The organism is Micromonospora sp. DT229, assembly GCF_049844505.1.
In the GTDB taxonomy this organism is placed as follows: Bacteria; Actinomycetota; Actinomycetes; order Mycobacteriales; family Micromonosporaceae; genus Micromonospora.
Window position 1 is genome coordinate 49489 of record NZ_JBNCLD010000005.1, and the last position, 16497, is coordinate 65985.

At 71.4% G+C, this 16497-nt stretch carries 10 protein-coding genes and 1 pseudogene; 5 read left to right on the forward strand and 6 right to left on the reverse strand.

Features of this window, described 5'->3' with window-relative positions; genetic code table 11:
* Positions 1-52: 52 nt before the first annotated feature.
* From valS to ACLQ2T_RS09590, 3 genes are read right to left on the reverse strand one after another with little or no spacing between them, the layout of a single operon-like run.
* On the reverse strand, positions 53-2668 hold the full coding sequence (gene valS / locus ACLQ2T_RS09580; RefSeq protein ID WP_425765646.1) for a valine--tRNA ligase: 2616 nt from the start codon (positions 2666-2668) through the stop codon (positions 53-55).
* A 43-nt stretch (positions 2669-2711) separates the two neighbouring features.
* The gene (locus ACLQ2T_RS09585) at positions 2712-4619 is read right to left on the reverse strand and encodes an ABC transporter ATP-binding protein (RefSeq protein ID WP_425765647.1); all 1908 of its coding nucleotides are present in this window, start codon (positions 4617-4619) and stop codon (positions 2712-2714) included.
* Positions 4616-6439 (reverse strand): ABC transporter ATP-binding protein, encoded by a 1824-nt coding sequence (locus ACLQ2T_RS09590; RefSeq protein WP_425765648.1) that lies wholly within the window; start codon positions 6437-6439, stop codon positions 4616-4618. Before ACLQ2T_RS09590 ends, ACLQ2T_RS09585 begins: the two co-directional genes overlap by 4 nt.
* 299 nt (positions 6440-6738) lie before the next feature.
* Between ACLQ2T_RS09590 and ACLQ2T_RS09595 the strand changes: the two genes are divergently transcribed.
* On the forward strand, positions 6739-6921 hold the full coding sequence (locus ACLQ2T_RS09595; protein ID WP_425765649.1) for a hypothetical protein: 183 nt from the start codon (positions 6739-6741) through the stop codon (positions 6919-6921).
* Positions 6922-6934: 13 nt separating this feature from the next.
* Here ACLQ2T_RS09595 and ACLQ2T_RS09600 read toward each other — a convergent pair whose 3' ends face one another.
* Together ACLQ2T_RS09600 and ACLQ2T_RS09605 are read right to left on the reverse strand one after the other, a co-directional pair.
* Positions 6935-7456, reverse strand: coding sequence for a methylated-DNA--[protein]-cysteine S-methyltransferase (locus ACLQ2T_RS09600; protein ID WP_425765912.1), 522 nt, complete (start codon positions 7454-7456; stop codon positions 6935-6937).
* A gap of 77 nt (positions 7457-7533) precedes the next feature.
* Positions 7534-9039, reverse strand: a pseudogene (locus ACLQ2T_RS09605) (DNA-3-methyladenine glycosylase 2 family protein); the annotation flags it as partial.
* A 260-nt stretch (positions 9040-9299) separates the two neighbouring features.
* Between ACLQ2T_RS09605 and ACLQ2T_RS09610 the strand changes: the two are divergent.
* From ACLQ2T_RS09610 to ACLQ2T_RS09625, 4 genes are all read left to right on the forward strand, one after another.
* Positions 9300-9479, forward strand: a complete 180-nt coding sequence (locus tag ACLQ2T_RS09610) for a hypothetical protein (RefSeq protein ID WP_425765650.1) — start codon at positions 9300-9302, stop codon at positions 9477-9479.
* A gap of 82 nt (positions 9480-9561) precedes the next feature.
* Positions 9562-10554 carry an MvdC/MvdD family ATP grasp protein gene (locus ACLQ2T_RS09615; protein ID WP_425765651.1) on the forward strand — a complete coding sequence of 331 codons (993 nt, stop codon included), beginning with the start codon at positions 9562-9564 and terminating at the stop codon, positions 10552-10554.
* Positions 10551-11633, forward strand: coding sequence for a TIGR04500 family putative peptide maturation system protein (locus ACLQ2T_RS09620; RefSeq protein ID WP_425765652.1), 1083 nt, complete (start codon positions 10551-10553; stop codon positions 11631-11633). The genes ACLQ2T_RS09615 and ACLQ2T_RS09620 overlap by 4 nt, the downstream gene beginning before the upstream one ends.
* The gene (locus ACLQ2T_RS09625; RefSeq protein ID WP_425765653.1) at positions 11618-13792 is read left to right on the forward strand and encodes a peptidase domain-containing ABC transporter; all 2175 of its coding nucleotides are present in this window, start codon (positions 11618-11620) and stop codon (positions 13790-13792) included. The genes ACLQ2T_RS09620 and ACLQ2T_RS09625 overlap by 16 nt, the downstream gene beginning before the upstream one ends.
* On the opposite strand, the gene ACLQ2T_RS09630 is transcribed toward ACLQ2T_RS09625, so the two are convergent.
* Complete coding sequence (locus tag ACLQ2T_RS09630; protein WP_425765654.1) at positions 13779-16385, reverse strand: LuxR C-terminal-related transcriptional regulator; 2607 nt, start codon at positions 16383-16385, stop codon at positions 13779-13781. The genes ACLQ2T_RS09625 and ACLQ2T_RS09630 overlap by 14 nt on opposite strands.
* Between the last annotated feature and the right edge of the window lie 112 nt (positions 16386-16497).

The following is a 16497-nucleotide window of genomic DNA, read 5'->3' on the forward strand; positions in this document are numbered from 1 at the left end:
GGGGGCCCTTCCTATGCATGAGGCGTTAATAAGGTGCCCTTCCTTACATCCCTCAGAAGGCGCAGGCGATGACCAGTTGGGGGGTGCGGTCGGGCAGGAGGTCGAGTTTGTCGATGTGACCGGCCGAACGTAGGTCGTCGACGAACAGGGTCAACTGGTCCAGCAGGGCGGCCGGGCCGAGCGCCTCGGCCAACGGCACCGCCGCCTTCATCGACAGCTTCCGCTCGGACTTGGCCCGCCGGACCTGCCCCAACGCGTCGGAGGCCAACCGCAGCAACGCCGGGTCACCCTCGCCCTGGAGTGCCCGGCCCACCTCGTATCTGGTGGGCCACGGTGCCCGGTGCACCGAGCCGTACCGCCACCAGGACCACACCTCCTCGGTCGCGTACGGCAGCACCGGGGCGAACAGCCGCAACTGCACCGACAAGGCGGTGGCCAGGGCGGCCCGGGCCGAATCCGCCCCCGCCCCGGTGCCGTAGGCGCGTTCCTTCACCAACTCGATGTAGTCGTCACAGAACCCCCAGAAGAACGACTCCGTGGCCTGCAAGGCGGCGGTGTGGTCGTACGCCTCGAAGGCCGTGGTGGCGGTCGTCACCACCTCGGTCAGGGTGGCGAGCATGGCCCGGTCCAGGGGTTCGGTGGCCGGGGCACGCAGGGCCTCGGCGGCGCCCAACCCCAGGGCGAAGCGGGAGGCGTTGAGCAGCTTCGTGGCCAGCCGCCGCCCGATCTTGATCTGGGCCGGGTCGAAGGCCAGGTCGACCCCGGGACGCCCGGTGGACGCCCAGTACCGCACCGCGTCGGAGCCGTGCTGCTCCAGCAGGGCCATCGGGGTGACCACGTTCCCCTTGGACTTGGACATCTTCTTGCGGTCCGGGTCCAGGATCCAGCCGGACAACTCGGCGGTGCGCCAGGGCAGGGTGCCGTGTTCCAGGTGGGCCCGCACCACCGTGGCGAACAGCCAGGTTCGGATGATCTCCTGCCCCTGAGGACGCAGGTCCATCGGGAAGACCCGGCGGAACAGGTCCGGATCGGTCTCCCACCCGGCGGCGATCTGCGGGGTCAGCGAAGAGGTGGCCCAGGTGTCCAGCACGTCCGGATCGCCGATGAAACCCCCCGGCATCCCGCGTTGGGACTCGTCGTACCCGGCGGGGGCGTCCTCGGAGGGATCGATCGGCAGCGAATCCTCGTCCGGCGTGAGAGGCTGGGACCAGTCCGGCTCGCCAGTGCCGTCGAGCCGGTACCACACCGGCACCGGCACCCCGAAGAAGCGCTGCCGGCTGACCAACCAGTCCCCGGTCAGCCCACCCACCCAGTGCTCGTAGCGGTGCCGCATGTGCTCCGGCACCCAACGCAGATGTTCTCCCCGGGCCAGCAACGCCGCCCGCAGGTCGGCGTCCCGGCCACCGTTGCGCAGATACCACTGCCGGGTCGAGACGATCTCCAGCGGCCGGTCACCCCGCTCGTAGAACTTCACCGGATGGGTGATCGGGCGGGGCTCCCCGACCAGCTCACCCGCCTCGGTCAGCAACTGCACGATGGTGCGTCGGGCCGCGTTGACGCTCTGCCCGGCCAGCGCCGCGTACGGTCGCCCCGGCACCCCGGCCGGCGGCTCCGGCAGCAGCCGCCCGTCCCGCCCGATCACCACCCGGGTGTCCAGGTCCAGCTCCCGCCACCAGGTCACGTCGGTCAGGTCACCGAAGGTGCAGACCATCGCGATGCCGGTGCCCTTGGCCGGCTCCGCCAGCGGGTGCGCGCACACCGGCACCTCCACCTCGAACAGGGGAGTACGCACAGTGCCGCCGACCAGGTCCGCGTACCGCTCGTCCTCGGGGTGGCAGACCAGGGCCACACAGGCCGGCAGCAGCTCCGGACGGGTGGTGTCGATCAGCACCTCCCGCCCGTCGGGGGCGTGGAACCGCAACCGGTGGTACGCCCCCGGCCGCTCCCGATCCTCCAACTCGGCCTGCGCGACGGCGGTGGCGAAACCGACGTCCCACAGGGTCGGCGCCTCCGACTGGTACGCCTCACCCCGGGCCAGGTTGCGCAGGAAGGCCCGCTGCGAGGCGGCCCGGGCCACCGGACCGATCGTGGTGTACATCAGCGACCAGTCCACCGACAGGCCGAGCCGACGCCACAGCGCCTCGAAGATCTGCTCGTCCTGCGCGGTCAACCGCTGGCACAACTCGATGAAGTTGCGTCGGGAGATCGGGGTCGGGTCCTTGCGGGCGGCGTCGTCCACCGGGGCGGCCGGGGCCTGCCAGTGCGGGTCGTACGGCAGGGACGGGTCGCAGCGCACCCCGTAGACGTTCTGCACCCGGCGTTCGGTGGGCAGCCCGTTGTCGTCCCAGCCGATCGGGTAGAAGACCGTCCGCCCCCGCATCCGCTGGAACCGGGCCACCAGGTCGGTGTGGGTGTACGAGAACACATGCCCCATGTGCAGCTCGCCCGATACGGTCGGCGGCGGGGTGTCGATCGCGTACACGTCCGAGCTACGGCCATCCGGGCTCGGCGAGTCTGACGCCTCGCCGCGACCCCGGACAGCCGCCTTCGAGCGGTCGAACGCGTACGTGCCCTCCTCCTGCCAGCGGCGCGACCAGGTCTCCTCGAGCCCGTCCAGAGTCGGACGCTCGGGGACCCCGGTGCGGGCCGTCCTCGCCGTATCAGTCATCCGTCGATGGTAGGCAGCCACGCCCCGCCGGGCATCGAATTACCTACAGCAGCGACTCGACCCACTGGCGGTGCAGGGCGGCGTACCGGCCCTCCCCGTTGATCAGTTCGGCCGGGGGGCCGTCCTCGACTATCCGGCCCTCGTCGAGGACCAGCACCCGGTCGGCGATCTCCACCGTGGAGAGCCGGTGGGCGATCACCACCGCGGTCCGGTCCCGCAGGATGGTGCCCAGGGCGTGCTGCACCAGCCGCTCGGTCGGGATGTCCAACGACGAGGTGGCCTCGTCCAGGATCAGCACCGCCGGGTCGGCCAGGAACGCGCGGGCGAAGGCGACCAGTTGCCGCTGCCCGGCGGAGAGCCGCCCGCCGCGCCGATGCACCTCGGTGGCGTACCCGTCGGGTAGCGCCGCGATGAAGTCGTGCGCGCCGATCGCCCGGGCGGCGGCCTCGACGGCCGCGTCGTCGGCGTCCGGGCGGCCGAACCGGATGTTCTCCGCCACGGTGCCACCGAACAGGTGGGTCTCCTGGGTGACCAGCACCACCGCCCGGCGCAACTCCGCGTCGGCCACCTGGCGCAGGTCGACCCCGTCCAGGCTGACCGTGCCGGTCACCGGGTCGTGGAACCGGGCGAGCAGCTTGGCCAGGGTCGACTTGCCGGCACCGGTCGGCCCGATCAACGCCACCGTCTGCCCGGCGGGGATGGTCAGGTCCAGCCCGGCCAGGATGGGTGCCTGCGGCCGGTACCCGAACCCGACCTGGCAGAAGGTGACCTTCCCCCGGGCCGGTCCGGGCGGCAGGGGCACCGGCCGGGTCGGCTCGGCCACCTCGGGTCGTTCGTCGAGCACCCCGGCCAGCTTCTCCAGGGCGGCGGTGGCCGACTGGAGGGAGTTGTAGAACTGGCTCAGCTCCTGCATGGGCTCGAAGAACCGACGCAGGTAGAGCAGGAAGGCCGCGAGCACCCCCACCCCGGTCTCCCCGCCGAGCACCCGGGCCCCGCCGTAGCAGAGCACCACCGCCACGGTGATGTTGCCGATCAGTTTGATCCCCGGCGCGTATGTGGCGATCAGCCGGTAGGCGTATCGGCTGGAGCGGCGGTACTCGTCATTGACGGAGGCGAAGATGTACTGGTTACGCGGCTCCCGACGGTAGGCCTGCACGGCCCGGATGCCCCGCATCGACTCCACGAAATGGACGATGACCAGCGCCATCGCCTCCCGGGTACGGCGGTAGGCCACCGCCGAGGCCCGGGCGAACCAGCGGGACAACCAGAACAACAGCGGGAAGGCCAGCAGGGTGACCGCGGCCAGCGGCAGATCCAACCAGAGCAGGATGCCGGCCACCGACACGATCGTCAGGGCCGCCATCACCAGGCTCTCCACCCCACCGTCGACCAACTCGGCGATGGAGTCCATGTCGCTGGTCAGCCGCGAGATCATCCGACCGGAGGTGTACCGCTCGTGGAAGGCCACCGGCAGGCGCAGGAAGTGCTCGTACACCCGTTGGCGCAGATCCAGCAGGACGGCCTGGCCGATCCGGGCGGAGAGGGTGAGGAAGGCACGTCGGGCGGCGTACTCGATGCCGGTGGCGGCGGCGAAGGCCACCGCCACGGCCGCCAGGGGGCCGGTGTCGCCGTTGCGCAGCGGGTCGATCGCCCGGTCGATGCCGAGCATGACCAGGTACGGCCCGGCCATCGCCGCCGCGTTCTGGGTCAGCAGCAGCGCCACCGCGCCGCCCAGCCGACCGCGATGCGGGCGCAGCACCTGGGCCAGCAGGGCCCGGCTGCGGACCCGCAGCCGAGCCACCGCCTCGGGTGAGCTGTCCTCGGCGAGACTGCGGTCGGCGTGCGGATCGGCGGCCAGCCCTCGCCAGTGCACCGGATCGACCCCGTCCGATCGCTGCTCGGGTGTCCGCCCCGGTAACGGGCCGTCCGGCCGATCCGCCCCGGCGGTCACGAGCACACCAGTGGGGGACCGCCCGGCGCCGGGCCGACCCCGGCCGTCTCGGCGGAGAGCAACCTGCGGTACGCCGGCACCTCGGCCAGCAGGTCGGTGTGCCGTCCCACGGCGGTGATCCGACCGTCCTGGAGGAGGGCCACCCGGTCGGCCAGGGCGATCGTGGAGGGCCGGTGCACCACCACCAGCGCGGTCATCTCCCGCAGCACCTGCTTGAGTGCCGACTCCACCAGGGCCTCGGTGTGCACGTCGAGCGCGGACAGCGGATCGTCCAGGACCAGCACCGCGGGACGTACCAGCACCGCCCGGGCCAACGCCAGACGCTGCCGTTGCCCGCCGGACAGTGACAGCCCCTGCTCGCCCAGCCGGGTGTCCAACCCCCACGGCAGGTCGTACGCGAACTCGGCCTGGGCCAGGGTGAGGGCCGCCCGGACCTCCTCGGCACCGGCGTCGGGCCGACCCAGGGTCAGGTTCTCCCACACCGACATGGAGAACAGGGTGGGTTCCTCGAAGGCCACCGCGACCAGCCGACGCAGCGAGGTCAACCGCAGCTCCCGCAGGTCGTGCCCGTCCAGGGTGATCCGGCCCGCCGTGACCTCGTGCAACCGGGGCACCAGGGACAGCACTGTGCTCTTGCCGCTGCCGGTGGCACCGACCAGCGCCAGGGTCTCCCCGGGCTCGACGGTCAGGTCGATGCCGTCCAGCACGGGTGCGGCGGTACCCGGATAGCGGAAGGTGACCGCCTCGAAGCGGAGTCGGCCGCGTACCTCCGAGCGGGGCAGGGCGATGGCCCCGGGGGAGTCGACGATGGCCGGCGGGGTGTCCAGCACCTCCTGGATCCGGTCGGCGGCGGTGGCCGCCTCCTGCCCGTTGGCGATGATCCAACCCAGCGACTGCACCGGCCAGATCAGCATCAACTGGAGGCTGGCGAAGGCGACCAGTTCACCGATGGTGAGGCGCCCTTCGGCGACCGCGGCGGCACCGGCCACCAGCACGATGCCGAGGGTCAGGTTCGGCACCAGGTCGAGCAGGGCGGCGGTACGGCCCAGCAGTCGGCCCTTGCCCACCCCGGTGTCGTGCAACGCCCGGGTGCTGGTGACGAACCGGGCGGTCAGTTGGGGCCCCCGCCCGTACGCCTTCATGGTCCGCAGCCCCTGCGCGGTCTCCTCGACCTGGGTGGCGACATCCCCCTGCTGGTCCTGCATCCGGCGGGAGGCGGCGTGGTAGTACCGCCCGAAGCGACGGGCGATCAGGAACAGCGGCACCGCGCTGGCCGCCACCAGCAGGCCGAGCGTCGGATGCAGTCGGATCAGCAGCACGACCACGACCAGGTAGGTGGCCAGGTTCAGGACGAGGAAGAACAGCCCGAAGGCCAGGAACCGGCGCAGCACCGACAGGTCGCTGGTGATCCGGGAGAGCAACTGGCCGGAGGGCCACCGGTCGTGGAAGCTGGCCGGCAGCCGTTGCAGATGGGCGTAGAGGTCGTCGCGGATCCTCGTCTCCATCGCCACCGAGGAGGACGACTGCACCCACCGGCGAATGAAGATCAGCAGGGCCTCGATCAGGCCGAGGGCCAGCGCCAGCCCGGCCAGTTGGAACAATCCCCTCAGGTCCCGGTCGGCCACCGGGCCGTCGACCACCCGCTGGGCCACCAGGGGTACGGCGATTCCCGCCCCGGTCGCGGCAAGGCCGGCCAGCAGCAGGAAAATGAACTCCACGACATGCGGACGCAGGTAGCGCCGCAGCCGCCACAGGTTACCGAGTGGATGTCGCCTGACCTCGGCCCGTCCGGCCGGGCCGCCGCCGCTCCCCGCAGCCACCAGCCGACGGTAGCGGTAAATGAGCAGGGTGAATGTGTCAGCTTGTTGTCAGTGTTGTTGCCCTTTTGCTGACCGACCTCGGCGTCTACGGTCGCTGCCCTGACGGTGAAGTCCATCGATGCCAGAATGGGTCATCGCCATCCTGGACAACTACCGCCAGATCGTCGGCCGGTCGGCGGTCCGCCAGCCCGTCGCGGCGGCGTTCGTGGCACGGTTGCGAGACGGCGGTACGCCGCTGGCCATGGTGCTCACCGCAGAGCAGGGCACTGGCTCGTACGTCGTGGCCGGGTTCACCGCCGGTGCGTTCGGTCTCGCCGCCGCTGGTGGTGGCCGTGCTGGTGGCTCTGCTGTCTGGCGGCGGAGCACTCGCCGGCGTGCTGATCGAACGAGCCGGGACCAGCGGCACGTTCCTGTTCACCGCGGGCGTGGCACTGGCCGGCGCTGGCGTCCTGTGGGCTCGACCAGCGGCATCGACTTCGTGAGCCAGCGGTGGCGTCAACCCCTTCGCTCGTGCGCGAGCAGCCATTCCTTGACCGGCAGCCCCCAGCGGTAGCCGCCCAGCTTTCCGTCGGTACGCAGCACCCGGTGGCAGGGGACGAAGAGGGCGGCGGCGTTGCGGGCGCAGGCCGCTGCTGCGGCGCGTACCGCGGCGGGGCGACCGGCCAGCGCGGCGTACCCGGTGTAGGTGACCGGCTGACCCGGCTTCACCTCGCGCAGCATCTGCCAGGCGTGCGACATGAAGGCCCCGCCACTGTGCTGCCGGACCGGTACGTCGTCGATCGCGGTCAGGTCACCGCCGAGGTACGCCGCGACGGCCGCGGTGACGGGCCCGAGTTCGCGCCGCTGGCGCGACTCGCCGCGCAGGCTGGGGTGCATCACCGCGAGCACCACCGCCGGGTCGGCGGTGAACCCGGCGGCCCGGACCGCCCCGTCCGGACCGGCGAGGATCGTGAACGGGCCGACGGGCGTGTCGATGGTGGCGCTGTCGAGAATCGTGCCGTTGGTCTGCAAGGTCATACTCATCGCGCTCTCCCCGGTCGGATGGGTGCGGCTTCCCACGGTTGGATTGGTACGGCTGTCCCCGGTCGGACTGGTGCGGCTCGCCACAGTCGGACGATCGCGTACGAGCGCCACGGCCGCCAGCGGGCGGCGTACTCGTCAAGGGTCGACGGGGCGTCGGGCAGTCCGAGGGCGGCGGCGCCTCGGCGTACCGCGAGATCGGTGGGCAGGAACACGTCGGGATCGCCGAGCGCACGCATCGCGACGTAACCGGCTGTCCACGGCCCGATTCCCGGAAGCTGCGCCAACCGCCGCGCCACCTCGCCCCGTTCTCCACCGGCCTCCAGATCGAGCCCGTCCTCCACCACCGCCCGCGCCACCGCCCGAATCGCCTCCCGTCGCCTCACCGGCATCCGAAACCCCGCGTCCGGCGCGGCCAACACCTCCTCCGCTCCCGGAAAACACCCCGTCGTGCCGATCAAGAGGTTTGCGTCATCCTGGCGGGCCTGCCCGACGCGAACCTCTTGATCAACACTGCCGGTGTGGTCGACGGGGGTGGGCCGTTCGGGGGTGCGGACGGTGGAGATGAGGTGGGTGAGGGTGGTGCGGGCGGAGGCCAGCGAAACCTGTTGGGTGGCGATGGCGCGGACGGCCATCTCGAAGCCGTCGACGGCGTGGGGGACGCGTACGCCGGGTTCGGTGGCCACGGCGACGGCCAGCGGGGGATCGGCGGCGAGGGTCTGATCGACGGCTACCGGATCCGCGTCGAGGTCGAACAGGTGCCGGCAGCGGGCCACGGCCGGGGACAGGTCACGCAGATCGGTCAGCCGCAGGGTGGCCCCGACGTGCCCGTCCGCCGGGGTCAGCGCCGCCTCGCCGGTGCCGTGCGGCAGCCGCAACCCTCGGCGGTACGTCCCGTCACGGACCTCGTCGACCCCGGGCAGGGCACGCAGCGCGAGAAAGCCGAGCAGCGCGCCCGCGTGCAGCGGTGGACGGTACGCCAACCGTAGGGTGATCGTGCCCGACCCGCCGATCGCCGCCCGCCGGCCGACTCGAAGCTGGGACGGAGGAACCCCGTACACCTCGCGGACCGTGTCGTTGAACTGCCGGACGCTGCCGAACCCGGCGGCGAAGGCGATCTCGGCCAGCCCCAGCCCGGTGGTCTCGATCAGGGTCCGGGCGGTCTGCGCGCGTTGCGCCCGGGCCAGCGCCAGCGGCCCCGCACCGACTTCCGCCCGCAGCATCCGGTGCAGGTGCCGTTCGGTGTACCCGAGCCGGGACGCCAACCCGGGCACCCCGTCCCGGTCGACCACCCCGTCGGAGATCAGCCGCATCGCCCGCCCCACCACATCGGCCCGGACGTCCCACTGCGGGGAGCCGGGGGAGGCATCCGGCCGGCAGCGCCGGCAGGCCCGCAGCCCCGCACCCTGCGCCGCAGCCGCAGAAGGGAAGAACCGGACGTTCTGCCGCTTCGGGGTGATCGCCGGGCAGGAGGGCCGACAGTAGATCCCGGTCGAGGTCACCCCCGTGTAGAACCACCCGTCGAACCGCTGGTCACGGCTGTCGACGGCCCGATAACACCGCTCAAAGTCCAGCTCCACATCCCGATGATGCGCCCGTCCCCAACCCCCTAGCTGGCGGCTTTCGGACCTGAGCGTGAGGAAGGGCCCCTTCTCGGCAACGTCCCACGCTGGTCGGGCGGGCCTGTCCGGGATCGAGTGACGGGCGCCACACATCTTTGAGTAGTCACTACTCAGGCGTGCGCCCAAGCGTGAGGACCACCATCGGTCTGAGATCAAGGCGGTGCCGGTTCCGGGTGGTACGCGGCACGCTGCACCGCCCAGCCCAGTAGGGAGAAAAGATGACCAAGATTCAGATCGACGACCTTGCGCCGGAGGAGACCGGCATCGTCGAGCTCGTCGAGGACGACGACCTCGACCTCATCGTCGGCGCGATGGCCCCCGGGTCGGGCTTCATCTGCTCCGTCAGCAGCGGAGACACGGAGTTCAGCAAGACCTCGGAAGAGTGCTTCCGGGTCTAGCGTCTGACGGGATCCGGCGTGGCGCGCACCGGTGAGGGGACGACCGCGCGCCACGCCGTTCCATGTAGCCCTGGAGTGCCACATGATCTTGATCATCAGTAGCCCCGACGACGCCGTCACCATCGACCTCGTACGCCTCAAAATGGAAGCGCGCGGAGTCCCGGTGCTCTGGTGGGACGAGGACCAGTACCCCGCGCACAGCCGGCTGACCGCGGCGATCGACGGCGACGGCTGCCGGCAGATCCTCAAACACGACGGCCAGACGTACGACCTGGCAGAGGTGACCGCGGTCTGGGACCGTCGCCCCAGCCCGATCCAGGTCAACGACCTGGTGACCGAGGAGGACTACCGGGCGTACGCCGAGTTGGTCGCCCGTCGCTTCCGGGACGGCTTCTGGGAGCTGCTGCCGGCGCGCTGGATGCCGGCCCAGCCCATCCGGGCGCTACGGTCGGACAACAAGCTGGTCCACCTCGCCAAGGCCGCCGAACTCGGCTTCACCGTGCCGCAGACGCTCTTCACCAACGACCCGGACGAGCTGATCCCCGCGTGGAACCGCGCCGGCGGGCAACTCATCAGCAAGGCGTTGACGTACCGGGATTTCTTCGTCTATGGCGAGCAGCACCTCATCTACACCACCAAGGTGCAGCGGCGCCACCTCGCCGGCCGGCACCGGATCCAGCACGCGCCGGTGATCCTCCAACCCGACGTCGCCAAGGCCGCCGAGCTGCGGGTGACCGTGGTGGGCGACCAGATCTTCGCCGCCGAGATCGATTCGCAGTCGTCCCGGCTGACCGCGCAGGACTGGCGGCGCTACGACGACAACACGGTCGAGTACCGCGCCGTCGAGCTTCCCGACGAGGTGGCCAAGCGCTGCCTGGACTTCATCTCCGCACTCGGGCTGAACTTCGGGGCCATCGACCTCATCCGGAGCACCGAGGGTGATTACGTCTTCCTCGAAGTGAACGTGAACGGGCAGTGGGGCTGGATCGAGAAGCTCACCGGTCTGCCGATCAGCGACGCGATCACCGACTGGCTGACCGCGAACGAACCCGTGACCAAGGAGACCGCGCTGTGACCACCCAATCGGTAGCGACGATGACCGCGCAAGCCGGCGACGTGCCCATGCCGGACGCCGATTTCGGCGCGGATCTGGCTGGCGCGGCCGCGCTGCTGCGCCGGCTGCCCCGGCACCGTGACCAGGTCCGCGAGGCCCGCCGGCTGGTCGCCGACTGGGCTGCCGCCCACCCGCAGCGCCGGCCCGAACTCGTCGTCGACGCCCCACCGGGAGACCTGCGGGTCAGCTACGACCTGGTGCTCGCCCACCCTGACGGCGGGAATGTCGCCCTCACCGGTCAGACCGAGGACGGCGTTCCCTGGGCGATCGAGTACTCCACCCACTTCGCTGCCAACCGGCTGGTCAGCGTCAACGAGAGAGCCCTGTCGGTGCCCTCCGCGCTGTTCACGATCCGGGCCCTCAGCCGGCGCGATCCCACCCTGCACCGGCAACTTGTCGATCACTGCCTCCTGTGGGACGAGGTTTTCGACGACAACGAGGTGCCAGAGGTGACCGCCGAGGAGTTGGCGGCGGCGGCTGACACCTTCCGCCGCGCGCGGGGCCTGCACAGCCGGTCCGCCACCCTCGAATGGCTGGCCGACGTCGGTCTCACCGAGGCCGCCTTCACCAGCCACATCGAGTTCGTCGCCCGCATCGACCGGTTCCGGCGAGATTTCGTCGCCGAGCACGCGGCCGACCACCTGCGGACCCACCTGAGCGACTTCGACCGGGTCGACGCGATCTGGGTGCAGGCCGCCGACGCGGCGGCGCTGGACGCCCTCGCCACCGTGAAGACCCCCACCGACCTCATCACCCGGCTCGGCCGACTCACCGGGGAGAACCGAGCTGCCGGGGAGGTCCAGCTCACCACGGGCCAGCGCTGGGCACTGGATCTGCCCGCGCCGCTGCGCTCCCTTGCGGCCGGGGAGGTGACCGGGCCGGTGACAGAGGCGGGACAGGTCATCGTCGGTGGCGTGTGGCGACGGGAAGCCAGCGCCGCGACGGACCCGGCGGCGCTGGCCCGCGCCGGCGCAGCGGCACTTACCGAATGGCTCACCGAGCAGCGTGCCAAGGCGACGATTCGATGGCACTGGCTGTGACCCGGCTGCGGCGGCGCGTACCGCTGCGAATGCAACTGTCCGCCACGGACTGCGCCGCCGCGTGCCTGGCGATGCTGCTGAGCGCTCACGGGCGGCGTACCACCGTGATCGAGGCACGCCAACACCTCCCGTCGGACCGGGACGGCGCGAACGCCCGCGAGCTGATCGCCGCCGGAAGTCACTTCGGTCTCCCGCTGCGCGCCTTCGCCGCGCCGGCGGCCAGCGTCGCCCGGCTACCGGTGCCGTTCATCGCGCACTGGGGAAAGAACCATTTCGTCGTCGTCGAGGACGTCCGGGACGCTGGCGTCAGCATCGCGGACCCGGCCCGGGGCCGTCGCCGGCTGAGCCACGACGAGTTCAAGGCCGACTACAGCGGTGTGGCACTGTGCGGGAAGCCCGCCGGGAAGCTACCCCGCGGCTCCGGCTCGACCTGGGGCACCGCCGCCCGGCTGCTCGCCGGCGTGCTCGGTGACTGGCGGCTGATCGCCGCCCTGGTCGCCGCCTCCCTCGCGGTGCAACTGTTCCCGCTGCTGGTCGCGGGGGTCACCCGGACGGTCGTGGACGGGACGACCGGCGGGACCCTGCCCGAGCTGCTGCTGCCGCTCACCGCAGCGGTGGGTGTCGCGTGGTTGGTCTTCGCTGTCGTGGGCTGGCTGCGGTCGGTGCTGTTGATCCAGTTGCAGACCGGCGTGGCGGCCCGTCTGATGCGCCGGCTGGTCGAGCACACCTTCACGCTGCCCTTCCGCTTCTTCGACCAGCGTGGCTCCGGTGATCTGCTCAGCCGCCTCTCCACCGCCTCCACGTTGCGCGACCTGGTGACGGAGCGCTCCCTCGCCTTCGGCATCGACTGCCTCACCGGGCTGGGATACCTGCTGCTGCTCGCGTTCGCCGCCCCGCCGATCGCGATCGCCGCCGCCGCCGTCGCGGCCGTGCAGGTGTCGATCGCGCTGCTGGCCGGGCGGGCGAGCATCCAGCTCACGCACGAGTCCCTGAACGCCCAGGCCATGACGCAGAACACCCTGGTGGAGAGCCTCGGTGGGGTGGAGACCGTGATCGCCTGCGGAGCGGAGGAAGCCACGGTGGCCCGTTGGCGTACCCGCCACGACCACGAGCTCGCCGCTGCCCGGCGCCGGGACCGGTACCTCGCCGGAGTGCAGGCGGTCACCACCGCCGGACAGACCGGCCTGACCGTCGGCCTGCTGCTCGTCGTCGCCTACCAGCTACCCAGTACGACGCAGCTCGGCGAACTGCTCGCCCTCGCCGCGCTGGCCGGTGCCGCGCTGGCCCCGCTGGGGTCGCTGCTGACCACCGTCCAGCAACTGCACGCCGCGATCGCGCACCTGGAACGCCTCGGCGACATCATGGACACCCCACCGGCACCGACCGGGCAGATGCGGTTGCCCGGGGGCCTGCGCGGCGGCATCGAGGTGCGCAACGCGTACTTCGGCTACCACCCCGCGCGCCCGGTGCTGCGCGACATCACCCTGCGCGTCGAGCCGGGGCAGCGGGTCGCGATCGTCGGGTCGTCCGGTTCCGGCAAGACCACCCTCGGTCGGCTCCTGCTCGGCCTGCTGGAACCCACCGCCGGGCAGATCCGGTACGACGGGGTGCCGCTGGAACTGCTCGACCGCCGGCGACTGCGCCAACAGATGGGGATCGTCACCCAGCAGCCGTTCCTGTTCGAAGGCACGATCGCCGACAACATCATCACCGGGAAGCAGCACTGCACCCCCGAACAGGTCCGGGCAGCGGTACGGGTGGCCGCGCTCACCGACGACATCGAGGCCATGCCGATGGGGCTGCACACCACCGTCGGTGAGGCCGGCGCACAGGTTTCCGGGGGCCAGCGGCAGCGGATAGCGCTGGCCCGCGCCGTGGTGCACCAGCCCAGCGTCCTGCTGCTCGACGAACCGACCTCCAGTCTGGACGCGCAGACCGAGGCGCAGATCGAGGCGGGGCTGACGGCGCTCGGCTGCACGCAGGTGGTGATCGCGCATCGCCTCTCCACCATCCGGCGCGCGGACCTCATCGTGGTCATCGACCGGGGGGCGATCATCGAGCAGGGCACCCACGACACCCTGATCGCCCGGGGCGGCCGCTACGCCCAGCTCGTACGCGAACAACAGGACCAGCGGGATCCGGCGGTCAGCGAACGGTGAAGCCGTCCTCGGCGAGCGCCGCCGCAAGCTCCGTACGGCGGTGGATGCCGAGCTTGCCGTAGGCCCGCTGGAGGTGGTTCTCGACCGTCCGGGTGGACACCGTCAATGATCGCGCGATCGCGGCGGTGTCCATCCCGCCCGCAGCCAGCTGGCAGATCTGCTGCTCCCGGCGAGTCAGCACCGGTGCGGTCTTCGGCTCGGGCAGCCACTCCGGCCAGGTGCCCTGATGTTCGCCGAGCAACCGTTGGGTGCGTCGGACCAGCGCGTTGACCTCCCGGCCGCCACCGAACATCGTTCCGGTGGCGGCGGCCTCCAGCGCGAACCCGCGGTACCCGAGCTTCTCGAACGCGGCGCTGACCCGGTTCATCTCGCGTACGTTCCGGCGGGCCAGCGCGGTGGCGTGATCGGCGAGGAGGTTGTACAGCTCACCGTCGGTGCCCGCCGCGATCCGCTGAAGCCGGGTGGCCGTGGCCTCGGACGGGTTGAGCCTCATGTCGACATGCAGGAACTCGGTCGCCATCAACCGGTTGCCCATGGCCAGGGCCTCCGCCGCGCGGCGACGTAGGACCGCCCCGGCGCCGCTGCGATCGCCGGCCAGAACCAGCGCCCACACCTCGCCAAAGGCGCCGTAGTCGGCCGTCGACGGGTCGACAGCGGTCTCGTCGAGCCGGGCTAGCAGTTCGCGGGCCTCGTCGACGAGGCCGAGCTGCGCGGCGACACCGGCGCTGATCGCCAGCACAGTCTCCCGGAACCGGAAACCCGGTTGGTCGTCGGTCAGCGCGCGGGCCTCCCGCAACCAGGTCGCGGCCTGCTCGCTCTGCCCCTGGTAGTAGGCGCAGATCCCGCCGGCCAGGGCGACGAGGCCCACCCCGGCCGGCGAACCGTGCTCGACCGCGTCGTGGTAGTAACGCTGCACCGTCTCGGCCGCCTGTGCGACCTCACCGGTCATCACCAGCGCCTGTACGTGGCAGAGCTGGGTCATCGCCCGCATCATCGGCCACACGCCGGCGAGCCCGGCCTGATCCGTGGACAGCTCCACGATCGCCTGCGCCGGTCGACCGGCGAAAAGCAGCAACTGCGACCGCACCGGCGCGATCGCGCCGAGCAGGACCGGATCATCAGGTGGCTGCTGCCGCAGGCGGGCCAACATCTCGCCCGCCGTGTCGACCCGGCCTTCGAAGACCGCCACGAGCGCCTCGGCGGCCAACAGCTCACCGCAGTCGTCCCCGGGCAACGCGGCCCTGGCCTCGGCGATGACCTCAAGGGCCCGTTGCGGATCCCGGAAACCCCAGAAGAGGTTGACTGCCCGTAGGGCCGCGACGTTCGCCCGCTGGGCCGGATCGGTCAGGCTTCCGGCCGCGTCGGTGAGCCACTTCTCGGCCTCGACGTACTCGCCCCGGGCCACCAGCACCCGACCCAGCCGCCAGGTGCCGGCCGGCGTAGTGACCTGGCGGGAGAGCTGTTCCGCCGCCGCCACGTCGCGCTGGTGCAGCGCCTCGTCGGCCGCCGCCAGCACCTCGTCGTCGGGTACGTCCAGCTCGGCGGCGAGCCGCCACTGCACCACGCGCAGCCGATCCTCCGGCCGGTACGCCATCACCGCCGTGGCCAGTTCGGCCCGGATCCGCCGGAGCCGTAACGCTCCGGTACGCGCGATCACGGCATGGGCGTGCAGCGGGTGGGTCAACCGCAGCAGCGGGACCCGCGCGGACCGGTCCAGCTGGATGAGCCGGTGATCCTCCAGTCGTTCCAACACGGGCAGCGCGACGAGCCGCTCGATCACTTCCAGTGGGGCGGAACGGACAACGCCGATGTAGCGCAGCGCCTCGAACTCCTCCGGGGAGAGGGCATCCAACGCCGCGGCCGCCGTGTCACTCGGACGAACCTCGCCGGCCAGCCTGTCATGCCAGGTCACGACCCCTTCCCGGACGGTCAGGGCGCCGTTGTCCAGCGCACCGGCGAGCAGCTCGCGCAGGAAGAGTGGGTTGCCGCCGGTGATCCGCCACAGCCCGTCCAGGGTGAGCCCGTCCACCGGAGCATTCAGGACCGCCTCGATGAGCTTCTTCGTCTGCGGCCGGTCCAGCGGGGCGAGGTCCACCCTGGCCCACCGGCCCCAGCGCCGCAACGCCTCGATCGACGGTGTCCCGACCGCTGTCGGCTGGGTGACCAGCAGCATTCGGGCTCCGGCGTGGACGACGAGGTGCTGGATGACTTTCGCCGACGCGTCGTCCAGCCAGCTCGCATCGTCGACGGCGATGACGACCGTACGTCCCTCCACCTGCTTGAGCAGGACCGCGGCGACGTCCTCCGGGCTACTTGCCGCCAACCCGTCCGGCCCCGGAAGGAGTTGGCGGACCGCCCCGAACGGCAGGTCCTGCTCCGCCGGCGTACAGGTGACCCGCGCGACGTGGCACGAGCTGGCGACACAGCGGTGGAGGACGGCCTCGGCGACGCGACTCTTGCCCACCCCGGTGTCGCCGACGAGCAGCACCCCGTGCTGGTCATCGGCGAGCAGCAGCCGGACGATCGCCTCCACGTCCGGGCCTCGCCCGGTCAACGGCCACCGTCGCCGCGCGAGTTGGCTGGAGGCAGTCACACCACGGTCGGGCTCCGTACGGCTAGCGGGAACTCTCGTGGGAACTGAGGAGCGGTTGATCAGCGACCACCGGTCCCGTGCTGCTGTATCGCGCATCAGGGTGTCAGCCGTC